Consider the following 15,180-nt stretch of genomic DNA (forward strand, 5'->3'; position numbering starts at 1 on the left):
TTCGCCTACTCTTCGCCCGCAGCGATCGTCTCGTGGTGGCGGATGACCTCGGCGATGATGAAGTTGAGGAGCTTCTCGGCGAAGGCGGGGTCGAGTTTGGCGTTCTCGGCGAGCTCGCGGAGCCGGGCGATCTGGCTGGCCTCGCGGGTCGGGTCGGCCGGGGGCAGCTGGTGCTTGGCCTTGAGGTGGCCGACTTGCTGGGTGCACTTGAAGCGCTCGGCGAGCATGTGGACCACGGCCGCGTCGATGTTGTCGATGCTGTCGCGCAGGCGGGCCAGCTCGGCGGTGACGTTCTCGTCGATGGCGCCGGTGGTGGCGGTGGCGGCTTCGTCGGGGGCGCTGTTGTTCATGGTTCCCGAGAATACGTGGCGGTCGCGGGTGGTTCCTCGGCCAGTCGGTCCGTGAGACGGGCGCCCGTGCCCGGAGCGGGAGGACTGCGGTGACCAGCCGGCCTCGCTCGGGGGCGGGGCGACGGTGAGGGGGCCGCCGAGGGCTTCGGCGCGTTCGGCGGGGCGTCGGGCCGCCCCGGTGGCGGTGGCCCGGGGGGGCCGTGTCGCGCAGCAGTCGTACGGTGATGGCGGGCGGGTCGGGGGAGTCGCCGGCTGCCGCCGCGCGGAGCGCCTCAACCGGCACGGCCGGGCTGGCGTCTTTGAGGAGGAAGCCGGATGCTCCTCCGTGGAGCGCGGTGGGGACGTACTCGTCGAGGTCGAAGGTCGAAGGTGGTGACGATCACGATGCGTGGGCCGTCCCGGCCGGCGAGTCGCCGGGTGACCTCAGGGCCGTCGGGCCCGGGCCCGCGGATGTCGAGGAAGTCGTCCGGGCGGTGTGCGGCGACGGTCGCGAGGGCGGCTTCGCCGTCGGCGATGTCGGCGATGTCGGCGACGGCCTCGGTGTCCGGCCGGCGTTCGAGGATCATCCGGAATCCGATCCTGCCCGTGTCCTGGTCGTCGGCGATGACCACTCTGATCGCCGTGTGCTGCCCGCCCCGCTGTCGCCCGCTGCCCGTGCGTTCGCAGGGGAGCGGCGGGCGCGTGGGCCCGCCGCCGGGCGGGGCCGGGGCAGCGGTGTTCCGGCGTGGTGCCGCTCCGGCCGGCCTTGGGTGCGTACGGGGCACGGTGCCTCGTCCTTCCGGCCCGGGTGTACCGGGCCGGAAGGACGAGGCGAGGGGGGCGCAGGAGTCGGGGGGGTCAGAGGCCGGCCGCCGCCGTCTTGATCGCGTCGGCGAAGGTGGAGACCTCGGTGTAGACGCCGGGGTAGCCGGCGCGGGCGCAGCCTTCGCCCCAGCTGACTATGCCGACCTGGATCCAGGCATTGGCGTCGTCGCGGCGGAACATGGGGCCGCCGGAGTCGCCCTGGCAGGTGTCGACGCCGCCTTCGTCGAAGCCGGCGCAGATCTCGTCGCCCGGGACGAGGGAGCTGCCGTACGCGCTCTGGCAGTCGGCGTCGGAGACGAAGGGGACGGTGGCCTTGCGCAGGTAGCGCTGCTGGCCGCCGCCTTCGCTGGTGGCGCCCCAGCCGGCGACGGTGAAGGTGCCGTTGTCGAAGTCCTTGGTCCCGGCGATTTTGAGGGTGGGCAGGTTGATGGGCTTGGCGAGCTTGATGAGGGCCCAGTCCTTGCCGGAGCCGTTGTAGCCGGGGGCCTGGAGGACCTTGGTGGACTTGACCTTGACGGCGCCGGAGCTGTTGAGGTCGACGGCTCCGGCGGTGGCGGTGATGGAGGTGTTGTTGCCGGAGCCGTTCACGCAGTGGGCTGCGGTGAGGACGATCTGCTGGGTGTAGAGGGCGCCGCCGCAGCCCATGGAGAGGCGGACCATGAAGGGGAACTCGCCCTGGGCGGCGCGGGTGCCGCCGACGACGGGGGCCTGGGCGGCGCCCGCGACGCCGGGCTGGAGGCTGACGGCGGCGAGGGCCACCGCGCCGACGGCGAGGGTGCGCTTGATGAGTGCGGCAAGGGTGGACACAGTCGACACACTGCCTTTCGTGGGGGGTTGGGCCGTGCGCGTCACCGGGTGAATGACACGTACATGTCACACCCGTGGTCCGCCGGGCATCAAGGACGCGTTTTCGGACACGGTGCGGCGCGGGGGGCGGCATGACGCAGAACGGCAGGCGCGACAGCCCGATCGAGCACGGATTTCCCCATCTCGACACCGTCCGCGCCGCGATCACGGCACTGTTCCGGCGGCTCTCGTACGACGGGATCCGGGCCTACGACACGAGCTTCGCGCCCGCCGACGCCGCCTTCACCTCCAACGACGACCTCCACCTCGGCGCGCACCGCGTGGCCTCGGCGATCGTGCACGCGCTGCGGCTGCCCGATGCCCGGATGGTGGTCTGCTTCCGGACGATGGAACAGGCGGCCACCGTGGAACTGGCCGCGGGACCCGAGTACTTCATCGAGGTCAACGACCGCTTCCGCACCCACCGCCGCGATCTGGCGGCCGCCCTGGCCCACGAGGTCACCCACGTCCTGCTGCACCGGCTGGACCTGCGCTTCCCCACCACCGCCGACAACGAGATCCTCACCGACACCGCCGCCGCCTACCTCGGGACCGGCTGGCTGCTCCTCGACGCCTACCGCGAGGACGCGCTCACCCACCAGAAGCTCGGCTACCTCACCCCCGAGGAGTTCGGCTACGTCCTCGCCCGGCGCGCCCTCCTGCTCGGCGAGGACCTCTCCGCCTGGTTCACCAGCCCCCAGGCGTACGAGGCGTACGTGCGCGGCCGCGCGCTCGCCGGCCGGGAGCTGCGCCGGGCCCCCCTGGCGGCCGCGGACCGGGCGCAGCGCCGCCGCTACGCCCGGGACAGGCGGGCGGGCACCGCCGCGCCGGGGTCCTCGTACCGGTTCGAGCAGCACCCGGCCGGGACGCGGGTGAGCTTCCCGTGCCCGGTGTGCGGGCAGCGGCTGCGGCTGCCGGTCCGCGGGCCGGTGCGCGCCCGCTGCGGGCTGTGCCGGACGGTGCTGGACTGCGACACCTGACCGGGCCGGGGCCCCGCCCGCCCGACCACCCGACCGCCCGCCCGCCCGACCACCCGACCGACCGACCGCCCGCGCAGCCGCCGCGCCCTCGGAGAACATGTTGGGGTCGCTGCGGTTCGGCGCGTGGAACTAGTGGGTAGTGATATCCCATCGCACGAGTGAAGGATCCGGTCCCGACCCCTCGCCAGGGGGCCGGGGCCGTTTTCCTGTGCCGGGCCCGTCCGGGGCCCCGTAGCGCCCCGGTGCCCGCGTACGGAGCGGCGGGGCCGGGGGCTCTGCCGCCCCCGGCCCCGCCGCTCCCCCGGCATCGCTCACGCCGCCACCGGCTCGGCGTCCGAGGGCGCCGGTTCGGGGGACACCGCCGTGCGCGGCAGGGCCAGGCAGAGCACCGCGCTGAGCAGGAATCCGGCGGCCACCCAGGGCATGGCGGTGGTCAGTGCGTGCGTGGGGCTGCCGTCGGCGAGGGCGCCGAAGAAGACACTGCCGATGACGGCCGCGCCCAGGGCGCCGCCGAACTGCTGGGCGGTGGAGAAGATGCCGGAGGCTCCGCCCGCGATGTCGGCGGGGACGGCGGACAGGACGACGTTCACCAGCGGCACGACCAGGAAGCCGAGTCCGGCGCCCGCGACGAGCAGGCCGGGGGCGAGCGGCCAGGCGCCGGTGTGCGCGGCGGTGGATGCGCAGACGGCGTACCAGACCCCGGCGAAGCCGCCCGCCATCAGCAGCGCGCCGGCGGCGAGCACGAGGCGGCCGAAGCGGGCGGCGAGGGAGTCGGCGGCGGGGGCGGTCAGGAAGCTGCCGACGGAGAAGGCGACGGTGAGCACGCCGGCCTGCATCGGGGTGTAGCCCTCGCCGCCCTGGAGCCAGATCGCGAAGATGAGGAAGAAGCCCTGTATGCCGACGGAGAAGAGCAGTTGGACGGCGAGGCCGACGGAGAAGGCGGGGAGCCGGAAGGCGCGGGCGGGCAGCAGCGGTACGGTCGTTCCGCGCCGGCGGGCTTCGAGGACGCCGAGGCCGATGACGGCGAGGACCCCCGCGGCCAGGCACAGCCAGCCCCACAGCGGCCAGCCGCCCGCCTCGCCCTGGACGAGCGGCAGCACGATGGCGATCAGGGCGCCGGCGAGGACGAGGCTGCCGGCCAGGTCGGGGCGGCCGGCGCCGCGCTCGCGGGTGGCGGGGACCAGGACGGCTCCGGCCAGGCAGGCGGCCAGGGCGACCGGTACGTTGACGAGGAAGACGGACCGCCAGCCCCAGCCGAACAGGTCGGCGTCGGTGAGCAGGCCGCCGAGGAGCAGTCCGACGGCGGAGGCGAAGCCGGCGACGGCCCCGTACATCCCGAAGGCGGCGCCGCGCTCCTTGCCCTGGAACAGGGTCCGGAAGGAGCCGAGCACCTGGGGCATCAGCAGGGCGGCCATGACGCCCTGCACGGCGCGGGCGGCGATCAGCTGGCCGGGGGTCTGGGCGATGCCGCAGCCGAGGCTGGCGAGCCCGAAGCAGGCGGTCCCGGCGAGGAAGAGGGTCTTGCGCCCGTACCGGTCGCCGAGGTGCCCGGAGACGATGAGGGTGGCGGCGAAGCCGAGGAGGTAGGCGGAGACGAGCCACTGCAGGGCGCTCTGTGAGGCGTGCAGGTCCCGGCCGATGGAGGGGATGGCGACGTTGACGATGGTCACGTCGAGCAGGTCCATGAGCGCGGCGGCCATCATGACGGCGGCGGCGGCCCAGCGGCGCGGATAGGGGGTCGGGGGCAGGGGCGCGGGCGTGGTCATGGCGGCCTCCAAAGTCTTTCGTTCGGACGAACGAAAGACTGACGCGGAGGCCGCTGCGACCGCAACCCTTTCGTTCGCTCGAACTAAATACTTGGTACGGTGGACGCCATGAGCGACGAGACGGACCCCCGCAGGGACGCGGTACTGGCCGAGCTGAACCGCACGGGCCGGGAGACGAGCGCGGCGACCGTGATGTTCCACGAGGCCGCGGCCGCGAAGCAGGGGCTCAGCGCGACCGAGACGAAGACCCTGGACCTGCTCCAGCGGCGCGGCCCGCTGACGGCGAAGGAGCTGTCCCAGCACTCGGGACTCGCCCCGGCCTCGGTGACGGGCCTGGTCGACCGGCTGGAGCTCAAGGGCTACGTCCGCCGGCTCAAACACCCGACGGACAAGCGGCGGATCCTGGTGGAGGCGCTGCCGGAGCGGCTGTCGGAGCTCCGGCCGGTGTTCGAGGACTGGGCCCGCGAGGTGGCGGAGCTGTGCGACGAGTTCACGACGGCCGAACTGGAAACGGTGATCCGCTTCCTCCAGGGCTCCAACGCCCGCCAACTGCGCGCGGCGGCCCGCCTGTCGGAGTCCTGACCCCGGCCGCCCGCGCCGCCGGGATCCTCGAACGCCACCCGCGGGGCGGGGCGCCCCGGATCCGGACCCCGGCCCGCAGCACCCGGCCTCCGGCCCCTACCCGCAGCCCGCGCAGGCGCGGGAAGGCCCGGCCTACTCGGCTCCGTAGACCGGGTGCGGGGGTTCGGACTCCGCGAGGAGCTTCGTCGCCGCCTCGCCCGCCTCGGCCGGGGTCCAGCGGGCTCCGCGGTCCGCGGTCGGGCCCGGGCGCCAGCCCTCCATCACCGTGATCCGGCCGCCCTCCGCCTCGAAGACCCGGCCCGTGACGCCCGCCGAGGCGTCCGAGCCGAGCCACACCACCAGCGGCGACACGTTCTCCGGGGCCATCGCGTCGAACGCGCCCTCCCCCGGGTCCGCCATCGTCTCCGCGAAGGTCTGCTCCGTCATCCGCGTCCGCGCCGCCGGGGCGATCGCGTTGACCTGGACCCCGTACCGGCCCATCTCCGCCGCCGCGACCAGCGTCATGCCGAGGATGCCGGCCTTGGCCGCGCTGTAGTTGCCCTGCCCGACCGAGCCCAGCAGGCCCGCCCCCGAGGAGGTGTTGACCACCCGTGCCGCCACCGGGCGGCCCGCCTTCGCCTCGGCCCGCCAGTGCGCCGCGGCGTACTTCAGCGGCAGGAAGTGCCCCTTCAGATGCACCCGCATCACCGCGTCCCAGTCCGCCTCCTCCAGGTTCACCAGCATCCGGTCCCGCAGGAACCCGGCGTTGTTGACCAGCGTGTCCAGCCGGCCGAACGCTGTCAGCGCCGCCCTGACCAGGGAGGACGCACCTTCCGGCGAAGCGATGTCCTCGCCGTGCGCCACCGCCTCACCGCCCAGCGCCCGGATTTCCGCGACCACCTGCCCGGCCGGGCTGTCCTCCCCCGGCTGCCCGTCGAGGCCCACGCCCAGGTCGTTGACCACGACCTTCGCCCCCTCCGCCGCGAAGGCCAGCGCGTGGGCCCGGCCCAGCCCCCGCCCCGCGCCCGTCACGATGACCACACGACCCTCGGCAAGTCCCATCTCAGCTCTCCTTGTTGACAGTTGCCGCATCCAGAAATGCCGGGCGCTCCCCGCCCCCGTGAACGAGCAGGCTCGCCCCGCTGACATACCCCGCCCGGCCGGAGGCCAGAAACACCGCCGCCGCCCCGACGTCCGCGGGCTCCGCCAGCCTCCCCAGCGGAACCGTCGCGCCCACGGCCGCGATCCCCGCCTCGTCCCCGTAGTGCAGGTGCGCCAGCTCGGTCCGCACCATGCCCAGCACCAGCGAGTTCACCCGTACCTCGGGGGCCCATTCCACGGCCATGGACCGGGCCAGGTTCTCCAGCCCCGCCTTCGCCGCCCCGTACGCCGCCGTCCCGGGCGAGGGCCGGGTCCCGCTGACGCTGCCGATCATCACCACCGAGCCGTGCGCCTCCCGCAGCCACGGATACGCCGCCAGCGAGGCCGTCATCGGCGCCACCAGGTTCAGCTCGACGACCCGCGCGTGCCGCTGCGCCTCGCCCTCCCCCAGCAGCCGGTACGGGGTCCCGCCCGCGTTGTTCACCAGGCAGTCGAGCCGCCCGTACCGGCGCCCGACCGCCTCGAAGAACTCCTGTACGGCGGCCGGATCGCGCAGGTCCAGCGCGGCGAACGAGGCCGTGCGCCCGTCCGCGCACACCGGTTCCCGCGGCGGGCGGCGGGCGCAGACGACGACCTCCGCGCCCGCCCCGAGGAACGACCGGGCGATGCCGGCGCCGACGCCGCGGGTTCCGCCGGTGACGACGGCAACCCTCCCGTCGAGCTCCATAGGCTGCTACCTTCCTCACCTAACAAATGTTTGGTGGAAAGGTAGCTGATCCTCTGATGGGTGTCTCCACCTCAAGCACCGGCAAGGGCGTCGCACTGGTCACCGTCGACTTCCCGCCCGTCAACGCCCTTCCCGTGCAGGGCTGGTACGACCTCGCCGACGCCCTGCGCGCGGCCGGCCGCGACCCCGGGACCCGGTGTGTCGTCCTGGCTGCCGAGGGCCGCGGCTTCAACGCCGGCGTCGACATCAAGGAGATGCAGCGCGACACCGGCCACGCCTCCCTCATCGGCGCCAACCGCGGCTGCTACGAGGCCTTCGCCGCCGTGTACGAGTGCGAGGTGCCGGTCGTCGCGGCCGTGCACGGATTCTGCCTGGGCGGCGGCATCGGCCTCGTCGGCAACGCCGACGCGATCGTGGCGAGCGAGGACGCGTCCTTCGGGCTCCCCGAGCTCGACCGGGGTGCGCTCGGCGCCGCCACCCACCTGGCCCGCCTGGTCCCGCAGCACCTGATGCGCGTCCTCTACTACACCTCCCGCACCGCCACCGCCGCCGAACTGCACGCGCACGGCTCGGTCTGGAAGGTGGTCCCGCGCGCGGAGCTGCGGGCGGCGGCCCTCGGGCTCGCCGCCGAGATCGCCGAGAAGGACGGCTACCTGATCCGGCTGGCCAAGGCGGCCATCAACGGCATCGACCCCGTCGACGTGCGGCGCAGCTACCGCTTCGAGCAGGGGTTCACCTTCGAGGCCAACCTCAGCGGGGTCGCCGACCGGGTCCGCGACACCTTCGGAGAGCCAGGAGAGAAGGAGCGCTCATGACCGACAAGTCCATGACCCCGGAAGAGGTGGTCGGGCAGCTGCGCAGCGGGATGACCCTCGGCATCGGCGGGTGGGGATCACGGCGCAAGCCCATGGCCCTGGTACGGGCACTGCTCCGTTCCGAGATCACCGATCTCACCGTGATCTCGTACGGCGGCCCCGACGTCGGCCTGCTCGCGGCCGCCGGCCGGATCCGCAGGCTCGTCGCGCCCTTCGCCACCCTCGACTCCATCCCGCTGGAGCCGCATTTCCGGGCCGCCCGCGAGAGCGGCGCCTTCACCCTCACGGAGCTCGACGAGGCCATGTTCATGTGGGGCCTGCATGCCGCCGCGAACCGGCTCCCCTTCCTCCCCGTCCGCGCCGGCCTCGGCTCCGATGTCATGCGGGTCAACCCGGAGCTGCGGACCGTCACCTCCCCCTACGCCGACGGCGAGGAGCTCGTCGCCGTCCCCGCCCTGCGCATGGACGCCGCGCTGGTCCACCTGGGCCGGGCCGACCGCCTCGGCAACGGCCAGTACCTGGGCCCGGACCCGTACTTCGACGACCTGTTCTGCGAGGCCGCCGACGCCGCGTACGTCTCCTGCGAGCAGCTCGTGGAGACCGCCGAGCTCTCCAAGGCCGGGCCCCCGCAGTCCCTGCTGGTCAGCCGGCACTCCGTCACCGGCGTCGTCGAGACCCCGAACGGGGCGCACTTCACTTCCTGCGTCCCCGACCACGGGCGCGACGAGGCCTTCCAGAAGCTGTACGCGACCACCCCCTGGCCCGAGTTCTCCGCCCGCTTCCTCTCCGGCGGCAGCGAGCACGCCTACCAGTCGGCCGTCCGGGCCTGGCACGAGGAGCAGCAGTGAGCACAGCGACGGCCGCGTCCCGCGCGGAGTACTGCGTGATCGCCTGCGCCGAGGCCTGGCGCGACAACGGCGAGGTGCTCGCCAGCCCGATGGGCCTGATCCCGTCCTTCGGGGCCCGGCTGGCGAAGCGGACCTTCTCCCCCGACCTCCTCCTGACCGACGGCGAGGCCATGCTCGTCGGCCCGGGCGGCGAGGCCGAGGGCTGGCTCCCGTACCGGCGCCACCTCACGATGGTCACCGGCGGGCGCCGGCACGTGATGATGGGCGCCAGCCAGATCGACCGGTTCGGCAACCAGAACATCTCCTGCATCGGCGACTGGGCCCGGCCGGCCCGCCAGCTCCTCGGGGTGCGCGGCGCGCCCGTCAACACCCTGAACAACCCGGTGAGTTATTGGGTTCCGAGGCATTCCCCGCGGGTGTTCGTCGAGCGGGTCGACATGGTGAGCGGGGTCGGCTACGACCGGGCCGAGGCGGCCGGGGTGACCCGCTTCCACCGGCTCCCGCGGGTGGTCAGCGATCTCGGCGTCTTCGATTTCACCGGCCCGGACCACTCGATGCGCCTGGCCTCCCGCCACCCCGGCGTCACCGTCGAACAGGTCCGGGCGGCCACCGGGTTCGCCCTGGCGGCCGCCGACGAGGTCCCGTACACGCGGGAGCCGACCGCCGAGGAGCTGCGGCTGATCCGCGAGGTGATCGACCCGAAGGGGCTGCGCGACCGGGAAGTGCGGGTCTGACGCGATGGAGACGGCATTCACCAGGCTGGTCGGTGTCGAGCACCCGATCGTGCAGACGGGCATGGGCTGGGTGGCCGGCCCCCGGCTGGTCTCGGGCGCCGCCAACGCGGGCGCCCTGGGCATCCTGGCCTCGGCGACGATGACGGTGGACCAGCTGCGGGCGGCGGTCCGCGAGGTCAGGTCCCGTACGGACGCCCCGTTCGGGGTCAATCTGCGCGCGGACGCGGGGGACGCAGGCGAGCGCGTCCGGCTGATCATCGACGAGGGTGTACGGGTCGCCTCGTTCGCGCTGGCGCCCTCCCGGGAGCTGATCGCCCGGCTGAGGGACGCGGGTGTGGTGGTGATCCCGTCGATCGGGGCCCGGCGGCACGCCGAGAAGGTCGCGGCCTGGGGGGCCGACGCGGTGATCGTGCAGGGGGGCGAGGGCGGCGGGCACACCGGGGACGTGGCCACGACGGTGCTGCTGCCGCAGGTGGTCGACGCGGTGGACATCCCGGTGGTCGCGGCGGGCGGCTTCCACGACGGGCGCGGTCTGGTCGCCGCGCTGGCGTACGGGGCGGCGGGCATCGCCATGGGCACCCGCTTCCTGCTGACCTCCGACTCCACCGTGCCGGACGCGGTCAAGGCCCGGTACCTGGCGGCCGGCGTCAAGGACGTCACCGTCACGACGGCCGTGGACGGGATGGCGCACCGGATGCTCCGTACCGAGCTCGTCGCGTCCCTGGAGCGGGCGGGCCGCACCCGGGCCCTGGCCCGGGCGGTCCGGCACGCGGCCGCCTTCCGCAGGCTCTCCGGGCTGTCCTGGCCGCAGATGGTGCGCGACGGCCTCGCGATGAGACACGGCAAGGACCTGTCCTGGAGCCAGGTCCTGCTCGCCGCGAACACCCCGATGCTCCTCAAGGCGTCCATGGTCGAGGGCCGTACGGACCTCGGCGTCATGGCATCGGGCCAGGTCGCGGGGGTGATCGAGGATCTGCCGTCCTGTGCGGAGCTCGTCGCCCGCGTCATGGCCGAGGCACACACCGTGCTGGCACGACTGGAACGCCTGCACTCGCTCGACGCCCTGCCACCACCAGGGTGATCCCCCTTCTCCTCCACAGGAGTCGCCACCGATGAGCCGTGCACGAATCCGCCTGGTGACCGCGGTGCTCGCTTCCGCTCTCGTCATCGCCGCCCTGCCCGCAGCCGCCGCGCACGCCGCGCCGGCGGCGGGCGCCACCGCCTCCCGCCGGTACCACCCACTGACAGAAACGATTCGTCAGATCCCCCTCCAAGGCGCGGTCAACGTCCGCGACCTGGGCGGCTACCGGACCTGGACCGGCGGGCAGGTCCGCCAGGGGCTGGTCTACCGCTCCGACGCACTGAGCAAGCTGACCCAGGCGGACATCACCGCCGTCTCCGGTCTCGGCCTCACGAAGGTCGTCGATTTCCGCATCCCGACGGAGCTCCGGTACGACGGCGCCGACCGGCTGCCCGCGGGGCTCACCTCCACCTCCCGTCCGGTCAGCGACCTCGGCCTGTACGGGACCCTCCTCGGCGCGATCTCCAGCGGCGACCCCGCCACGCAGGAGCAGATGCTCGGAGGCGGCCGCGCCGAGGCCTACATGCGCGACATCTACCGCACCTTCGTGACCGGTCCCGAGAACCGGGCGCAGTTCGCGGCGACCCTGCGGGAGATCGCGGACGGCGGCCAGGGCCCTCTCCTGTACCACTGCACCTCGGGCAAGGACCGGACGGGCTGGATGAGCTATGTCCTGCTGCGCGCCCTTGCCGTCCCCGAGGACACGGCCACGCGCGACTACCTCGCGTCGAACACGTTCCGCGCCGCGTACGACGCCCAGGTGCGGGCGGGCCTGAAGCAGTCGGGGCGGATGCAGAATCCGGACCTGCTGATCCCGCTCCAGGAGGTCCGGCAGGACTACCTGAACGCGGCGACCGCGCAACTCGCCGCGGACTACGGCGGCTTCTACGCCTACCTCACGGACGGCCTCGGCCTGGACGTGCGGACGCTCGCGAAGCTCCAGACCAAACTGGTCCGGTAGCAGAACGCCGGGCAGCGCACTCGCGCTGCCCGGCGTACCGGAATGCCTGTCAGAACCTCAGGGCCTCAGAGCCTCAGGGCCTCAGGGCCTCAGGAGCTCGTACGCCCCGCCGCGGGACGCCCGCCACCCGAGCGGCGGCGCGCACCGGCCGGAGCACCGCCGGAGCGGGAACCGCCCTGGCCGCCGCCCTGGCCGCGGGTGCCGCCCTGGGCGCCGCCCTGGCCGCGGGCGCCGGTCTGGCCGCCGCCCTGGCCTGCGCCGGAGCGGGCCCGACGCGGACGGCCCTCGCCCGCACCGGTCGGCGTACCGCCGCCCTGCGCGGCGGAGGAGCCGCCGGAGCGACGGCGCGGGTTCGCGGAACGGCCACTGCCGCCGCCCTGGCCGCCGGAACGCCGGGCCGCCGGGGCCGGCTGCGGCACCTCCAGCACCACGGGGATGCCCGAGGGCTCCTTGGCGCCGGTGAGCCGGGACAGCTCCTCGTCGGAGGACTTGATCTGCGCGGTGCGCGGGGAGATCCCGGCGTCCGACATCAGGCGGGACATCTCCCGCCTCTGGTCGGGCAGCACCAGGGTGACCACGCTGCCGGACTCGCCGGCGCGGGCGGTACGGCCGCCGCGGTGCAGGTAGTCCTTGTGGTCGGTCGGCGGGTCGATGTTGACGACCAGGTCGAGGTCGTCGATGTGGATGCCTCGCGCGGCCACGTTGGTGGCGATCAGCGCGGTGACCTCGCCCGTCTTGAACCAGTCCAGGGTCCGGTTGCGCTGCGGCTGGGAACGGCCGCCGTGCAGGCCGGAGGCGCGGACGCCGTCCGCGAGGAGCTTCTTGACCATGCGGTCGACACCGCGCTTGGTGTCCACGAACATGATCACCCGGCCGTCGCGTGCGGCTATGCGCGTCGCCACGGCCTTCTTGTCGGTCTCGTCCATGACGTACAGGACGTGGTGCTCCATGGTGGTGACCGCACCGGCCGACGGGTCGACGGAGTGGCCGACCGGGTCGTGCAGGAACATCTTGACGAGCTTGTCGATGTTCTTGTCGAGGGTCGCCGAGAACAGCATGGTCTGACCCTCGGGCTCGACCTGCTTGAGCAGGGCGGTGACCTGCGGCATGAAGCCCATGTCGGTCATCTGGTCGGCCTCGTCGAGGACGGTGATGGCGACCTGCGAGAGGTCGGCGTCACCGCGGTCGATGAGGTCCTTCAGACGGCCGGGGGTGGCGACGAGCACCTCGGCGCCGCGGCGCAGGGCGCCCGACTGCCGGTTGATCGACATGCCGCCGACGACGGTCGCGATGCGCAGGTTGACGGCCGTGGCGTACGGGGCCAGGGCGTCGGTCACCTGCTGCGCGAGCTCACGCGTCGGTACGAGCACCAGCGCGAGCGGCTGCTTCGGCTGTGCGCGGCGGCCGGCGGTGCGGGCCAGCAGCGCCAGGCCGAAGGCCAGCGTCTTGCCGGAGCCGGTGCGGCCGCGGCCGAGCAGGTCACGGCCGGCGAGCGAGTTCGGCAGCGTCGCGGCCTGGATCGGGAACGGCTCGGTGACGCCCTGGGCGGCGAGGGTCTTCAGCAGCGCCTCGGGCATGCCCATGTCCTCGAACGCGGCCACCGGCGGCAGGGCCGGGGTCAGCGGTTCGGGCATGGTGAATTCTTGGGGCCTGGCGACGGGGGCGGACTTCTGCCGTCCCGCGCCAGCCTTCGGACGCCCCTGGGCCGCACCTCGACCCCGGGTGGGGCGGCGGCTGGGTCGTGCGGAGCTGGAGCTGGTCATGCGAGAAAGCCCTCCTGAAACCGACAGGTAAAACAAAGTGCGAGACAGCAGACAAGCCGGGGCCCGCACCTCGCGGTGCGGACCCCGGCATGCTGAAGTACTTAGTTGGCGGGGAGGATGTTCTCCGCCTGCGGGCCCTTCTGGCCCTGGGTCACGTCGAAGGACACGCGCTGGCCCTCCTGGAGCTCACGGAAGCCCTGGGTGGCGATGTTCGAGTAGTGGGCGAACACGTCCGGACCGCCACCGTCCTGCTCGATGAAGCCGAAGCCCTTTTCCGAGTTGAACCACTTCACGGTGCCAAGTGCCATTTTAAATCTCCTGAATAGGCGGCAAAGGGCCCCATCCGGAGATTCCGGCAAAACAATAAAAGCGCCTGCGGAGCATTCCCGTCAGGCGCACATAAAGTTCATGGGTACCACAACTGCAACGCTCCTAAAGCTAGCACACCTCGGCCGGGGAGTGTCACGGGTGGCGCGCGATCTCCTTCCCGCGTGGTACGCGGATACCCCTCCGGGGTGATTCGCTCGTCCGCTGGCAGCCGGGTACGGCTCGGGGCGGTGATCCACATCGAGGACGCCGACCCCGAGTCGATGCGCGGCCACGGCCCCGGCCGGCGCCCACGGCACTAGGGGGTGTCCGGCGGATCATGGCCGGGCCCGGGCCGCCGGACACCCCCTAGAGGCGCTCGATGATCGTCACGTTGGCCTGGCCGCCGCCCTCGCACATGGTCTGGAGACCGAACCGGCCGCCCGTTCGCTCCAGTTCGTGGAGCAGCGTGGTCATCAGCTTCACCCCGGTGGCACCCAGCGGATGGCCCAGCGCGATGGCCCCGCCGTTGACGTTCACCCGTTCGGGGTCGGCGCCGGTCTCCTTCAGCCAGGCCAGGACGACCGGGGCGAACGCCTCGTTGATCTCCACCAGGTCGATGTCGTCCAGCGACATGCCCGTCTTCTTCAGGGCGTACGCCGTCGCCGGGATCGGCGCCGACAGCATCCGGATCGGGTCTTCGCCCCGCACGGACAGATGGTGGATGCGGGCCCGCGGCCGCAGGCCGTGTTCCGCCACCGCCCGCTCGGAGGCGATCAGCATCGCCGCCGCGCCGTCCGAGACCTGCGAGGAGACGGCCGCGGTGATGGTGCCGCCCTCGACCACCGGCCGCAGGCCCGCCATCTTCTCCAGGGTGGTGTCGCGGCGGGGGCCCTCGTCGACGCGGACGTCCCCGTACGCGACGGTCTCGCGGCCGAAGCGGCCCTCGTCGATCGCGCACAGGGCCCGCTGATGGGACCGCAGGGCGAACTCCTCCATGTCGCGGCGCGAGATCCCCCACTTCTGTGCGATCAGCTGCGCGCCGTGGAACTGGTTCACCGGCGCGTCGCCGTACCGGGCCCGCCAGCCCTCGCTGCCCGCGTACGGGCCCTCGGTGAGGCCCAGCGGTTCCGCCGCCCGCCGGGACGCGAAGGCGATCGGGATCATCGACATGTTCTGGGTCCCGCCCGCGACGACCAGGTCCTGGGTCCCGGAGAGCACGCCCTGCGCCGCGAAGTGGACGGCCTGCTGCGAGGAGCCGCACTGGCGGTCCACCGTGACCCCCGGCACCTCCTCCGGCAGCCCCGCCGCCAGCCACGCCGTGCGCGCGATGTCCCCGGCCTGCGGGCCCACCGCGTCCAGGCAGCCGAAGACCACGTCCTCCACGGCGGCCGGGTCCACCCCGGAACGTTCGACCAGCGCCTTCAGGACGTGCGCGCCCAGGTCGGCCGGGTGGACCGCGGACAGGCCGCCGCCCCGCCGCCCCACGGGGGTGCGTACCGCTTCGACTATGTAGGCCTCGGGCATCGGGACTCCT

The 15,180-nt window shown here is 73.3% G+C and carries 15 protein-coding genes and 1 pseudogene; 7 read left to right on the forward strand and 9 right to left on the reverse strand.

Annotated features, from left to right (window positions below; all coding sequences use genetic code 11):
* Nucleotides 1-5: 5 nt before the first annotated feature.
* The 3 genes and pseudogenes from AB0I68_RS00965 to AB0I68_RS00975 all read right to left on the reverse strand — a co-directional run bounded on the left by AB0I68_RS00965 (nt 6) and on the right by AB0I68_RS00975 (nt 1,970).
* Nucleotides 6-350, reverse strand: coding sequence for a chorismate mutase (locus tag AB0I68_RS00965; protein ID WP_363175016.1), 345 nt, complete (start codon nt 348-350; stop codon nt 6-8).
* Nucleotides 351-543: 193 nt separating this feature from the next.
* Nucleotides 544-916 (reverse strand): annotated as a pseudogene (locus tag AB0I68_RS00970) (response regulator transcription factor); the annotation flags it as partial.
* 271 nt (nt 917-1,187) lie between these two features.
* Nucleotides 1,188-1,970: a serine protease gene (locus AB0I68_RS00975; protein WP_363175017.1), complete on the reverse strand. Its 783-nt coding sequence runs from the start codon at nt 1,968-1,970 to the stop codon at nt 1,188-1,190.
* Between the two features lie 122 nt (nt 1,971-2,092).
* Here AB0I68_RS00975 and AB0I68_RS00980 point away from each other — a divergent pair, with 122 nt between their 5' ends.
* Complete coding sequence (locus AB0I68_RS00980; protein WP_363175018.1) at nt 2,093-2,980, forward strand: hypothetical protein; 888 nt, start codon at nt 2,093-2,095, stop codon at nt 2,978-2,980.
* A gap of 311 nt (nt 2,981-3,291) precedes the next feature.
* On the opposite strand, the gene AB0I68_RS00985 is transcribed toward AB0I68_RS00980, so the two are convergent.
* Nucleotides 3,292-4,746, reverse strand: coding sequence for an MFS transporter (locus tag AB0I68_RS00985; RefSeq protein ID WP_363175019.1), 1,455 nt, complete (start codon nt 4,744-4,746; stop codon nt 3,292-3,294).
* 108 nt (nt 4,747-4,854) lie between these two features.
* On the opposite strand from AB0I68_RS00985, the gene AB0I68_RS00990 reads away from it, so the two are divergent.
* Nucleotides 4,855-5,328 carry a MarR family transcriptional regulator gene (locus AB0I68_RS00990; RefSeq protein ID WP_363175020.1) on the forward strand — a complete coding sequence of 158 codons (474 nt, stop codon included), beginning with the start codon at nt 4,855-4,857 and terminating at the stop codon, nt 5,326-5,328.
* A gap of 132 nt (nt 5,329-5,460) precedes the next feature.
* On the opposite strand, the gene AB0I68_RS00995 is transcribed toward AB0I68_RS00990, so the two are convergent.
* Both AB0I68_RS00995 and AB0I68_RS01000 read right to left on the reverse strand, forming a co-directional pair.
* Nucleotides 5,461-6,369 carry an SDR family oxidoreductase gene (locus tag AB0I68_RS00995; protein WP_363175021.1) on the reverse strand — a complete coding sequence of 303 codons (909 nt, stop codon included), beginning with the start codon at nt 6,367-6,369 and terminating at the stop codon, nt 5,461-5,463.
* A gap of 1 nt (nt 6,370) precedes the next feature.
* Nucleotides 6,371-7,135 carry an SDR family oxidoreductase gene (locus AB0I68_RS01000; protein WP_363175022.1) on the reverse strand — a complete coding sequence of 255 codons (765 nt, stop codon included), beginning with the start codon at nt 7,133-7,135 and terminating at the stop codon, nt 6,371-6,373.
* Nucleotides 7,136-7,191: 56 nt separating this feature from the next.
* Between AB0I68_RS01000 and AB0I68_RS01005 the strand changes: the two genes are divergently transcribed.
* Genes AB0I68_RS01005 through AB0I68_RS01025 form a run of 5 tightly spaced genes read left to right on the forward strand, consistent with a single transcriptional unit; the run spans nt 7,192 to nt 11,574 of the window.
* Nucleotides 7,192-7,950, forward strand: coding sequence for an enoyl-CoA hydratase family protein (locus AB0I68_RS01005; protein WP_363175024.1), 759 nt, complete (start codon nt 7,192-7,194; stop codon nt 7,948-7,950).
* A complete protein-coding gene (locus tag AB0I68_RS01010) occupies nt 7,947-8,798 on the forward strand; it encodes a CoA-transferase (RefSeq protein WP_363175025.1) in 852 nt (283 codons plus the stop codon). Before AB0I68_RS01005 ends, AB0I68_RS01010 begins: the two co-directional genes overlap by 4 nt.
* Nucleotides 8,795-9,532 (forward strand): CoA-transferase, encoded by a 738-nt coding sequence (locus tag AB0I68_RS01015; protein WP_363175026.1) that lies wholly within the window; start codon nt 8,795-8,797, stop codon nt 9,530-9,532. The genes AB0I68_RS01010 and AB0I68_RS01015 overlap by 4 nt, the downstream gene beginning before the upstream one ends.
* Nucleotides 9,533-9,536: 4 nt before the next feature.
* Entirely contained in the window at nt 9,537-10,613 is a 1,077-nt protein-coding gene (locus AB0I68_RS01020; RefSeq protein WP_363175027.1) for a nitronate monooxygenase, read from the forward strand.
* 31 nt (nt 10,614-10,644) lie between these two features.
* The gene (locus AB0I68_RS01025; protein WP_363175028.1) at nt 10,645-11,574 is read left to right on the forward strand and encodes a tyrosine-protein phosphatase; all 930 of its coding nucleotides are present in this window, start codon (nt 10,645-10,647) and stop codon (nt 11,572-11,574) included.
* 89 nt (nt 11,575-11,663) lie between these two features.
* Here the strand turns inward: AB0I68_RS01025 and AB0I68_RS01030 are convergent, their stop codons facing one another.
* The 3 genes from AB0I68_RS01030 to AB0I68_RS01040 form a co-directional block, all read right to left on the reverse strand.
* On the reverse strand, nt 11,664-13,337 hold the full coding sequence (locus AB0I68_RS01030; RefSeq protein ID WP_363175029.1) for a DEAD/DEAH box helicase: 1,674 nt from the start codon (nt 13,335-13,337) through the stop codon (nt 11,664-11,666).
* Between the two features lie 101 nt (nt 13,338-13,438).
* Nucleotides 13,439-13,645: a cold-shock protein gene (locus tag AB0I68_RS01035; protein ID WP_030707191.1), complete on the reverse strand. Its 207-nt coding sequence runs from the start codon at nt 13,643-13,645 to the stop codon at nt 13,439-13,441.
* Between the two features lie 367 nt (nt 13,646-14,012).
* A complete protein-coding gene (locus AB0I68_RS01040; RefSeq protein ID WP_363175030.1) occupies nt 14,013-15,170 on the reverse strand; it encodes an acetyl-CoA C-acetyltransferase in 1,158 nt (385 codons plus the stop codon).
* Nucleotides 15,171-15,180 lie beyond the last annotated feature (10 nt).

Origin of the sequence: Streptomyces sp. NPDC050448, assembly GCF_040655295.1 — a bacterium.
Lineage (GTDB): Bacteria > Actinomycetota > Actinomycetes > Streptomycetales > Streptomycetaceae > Streptomyces.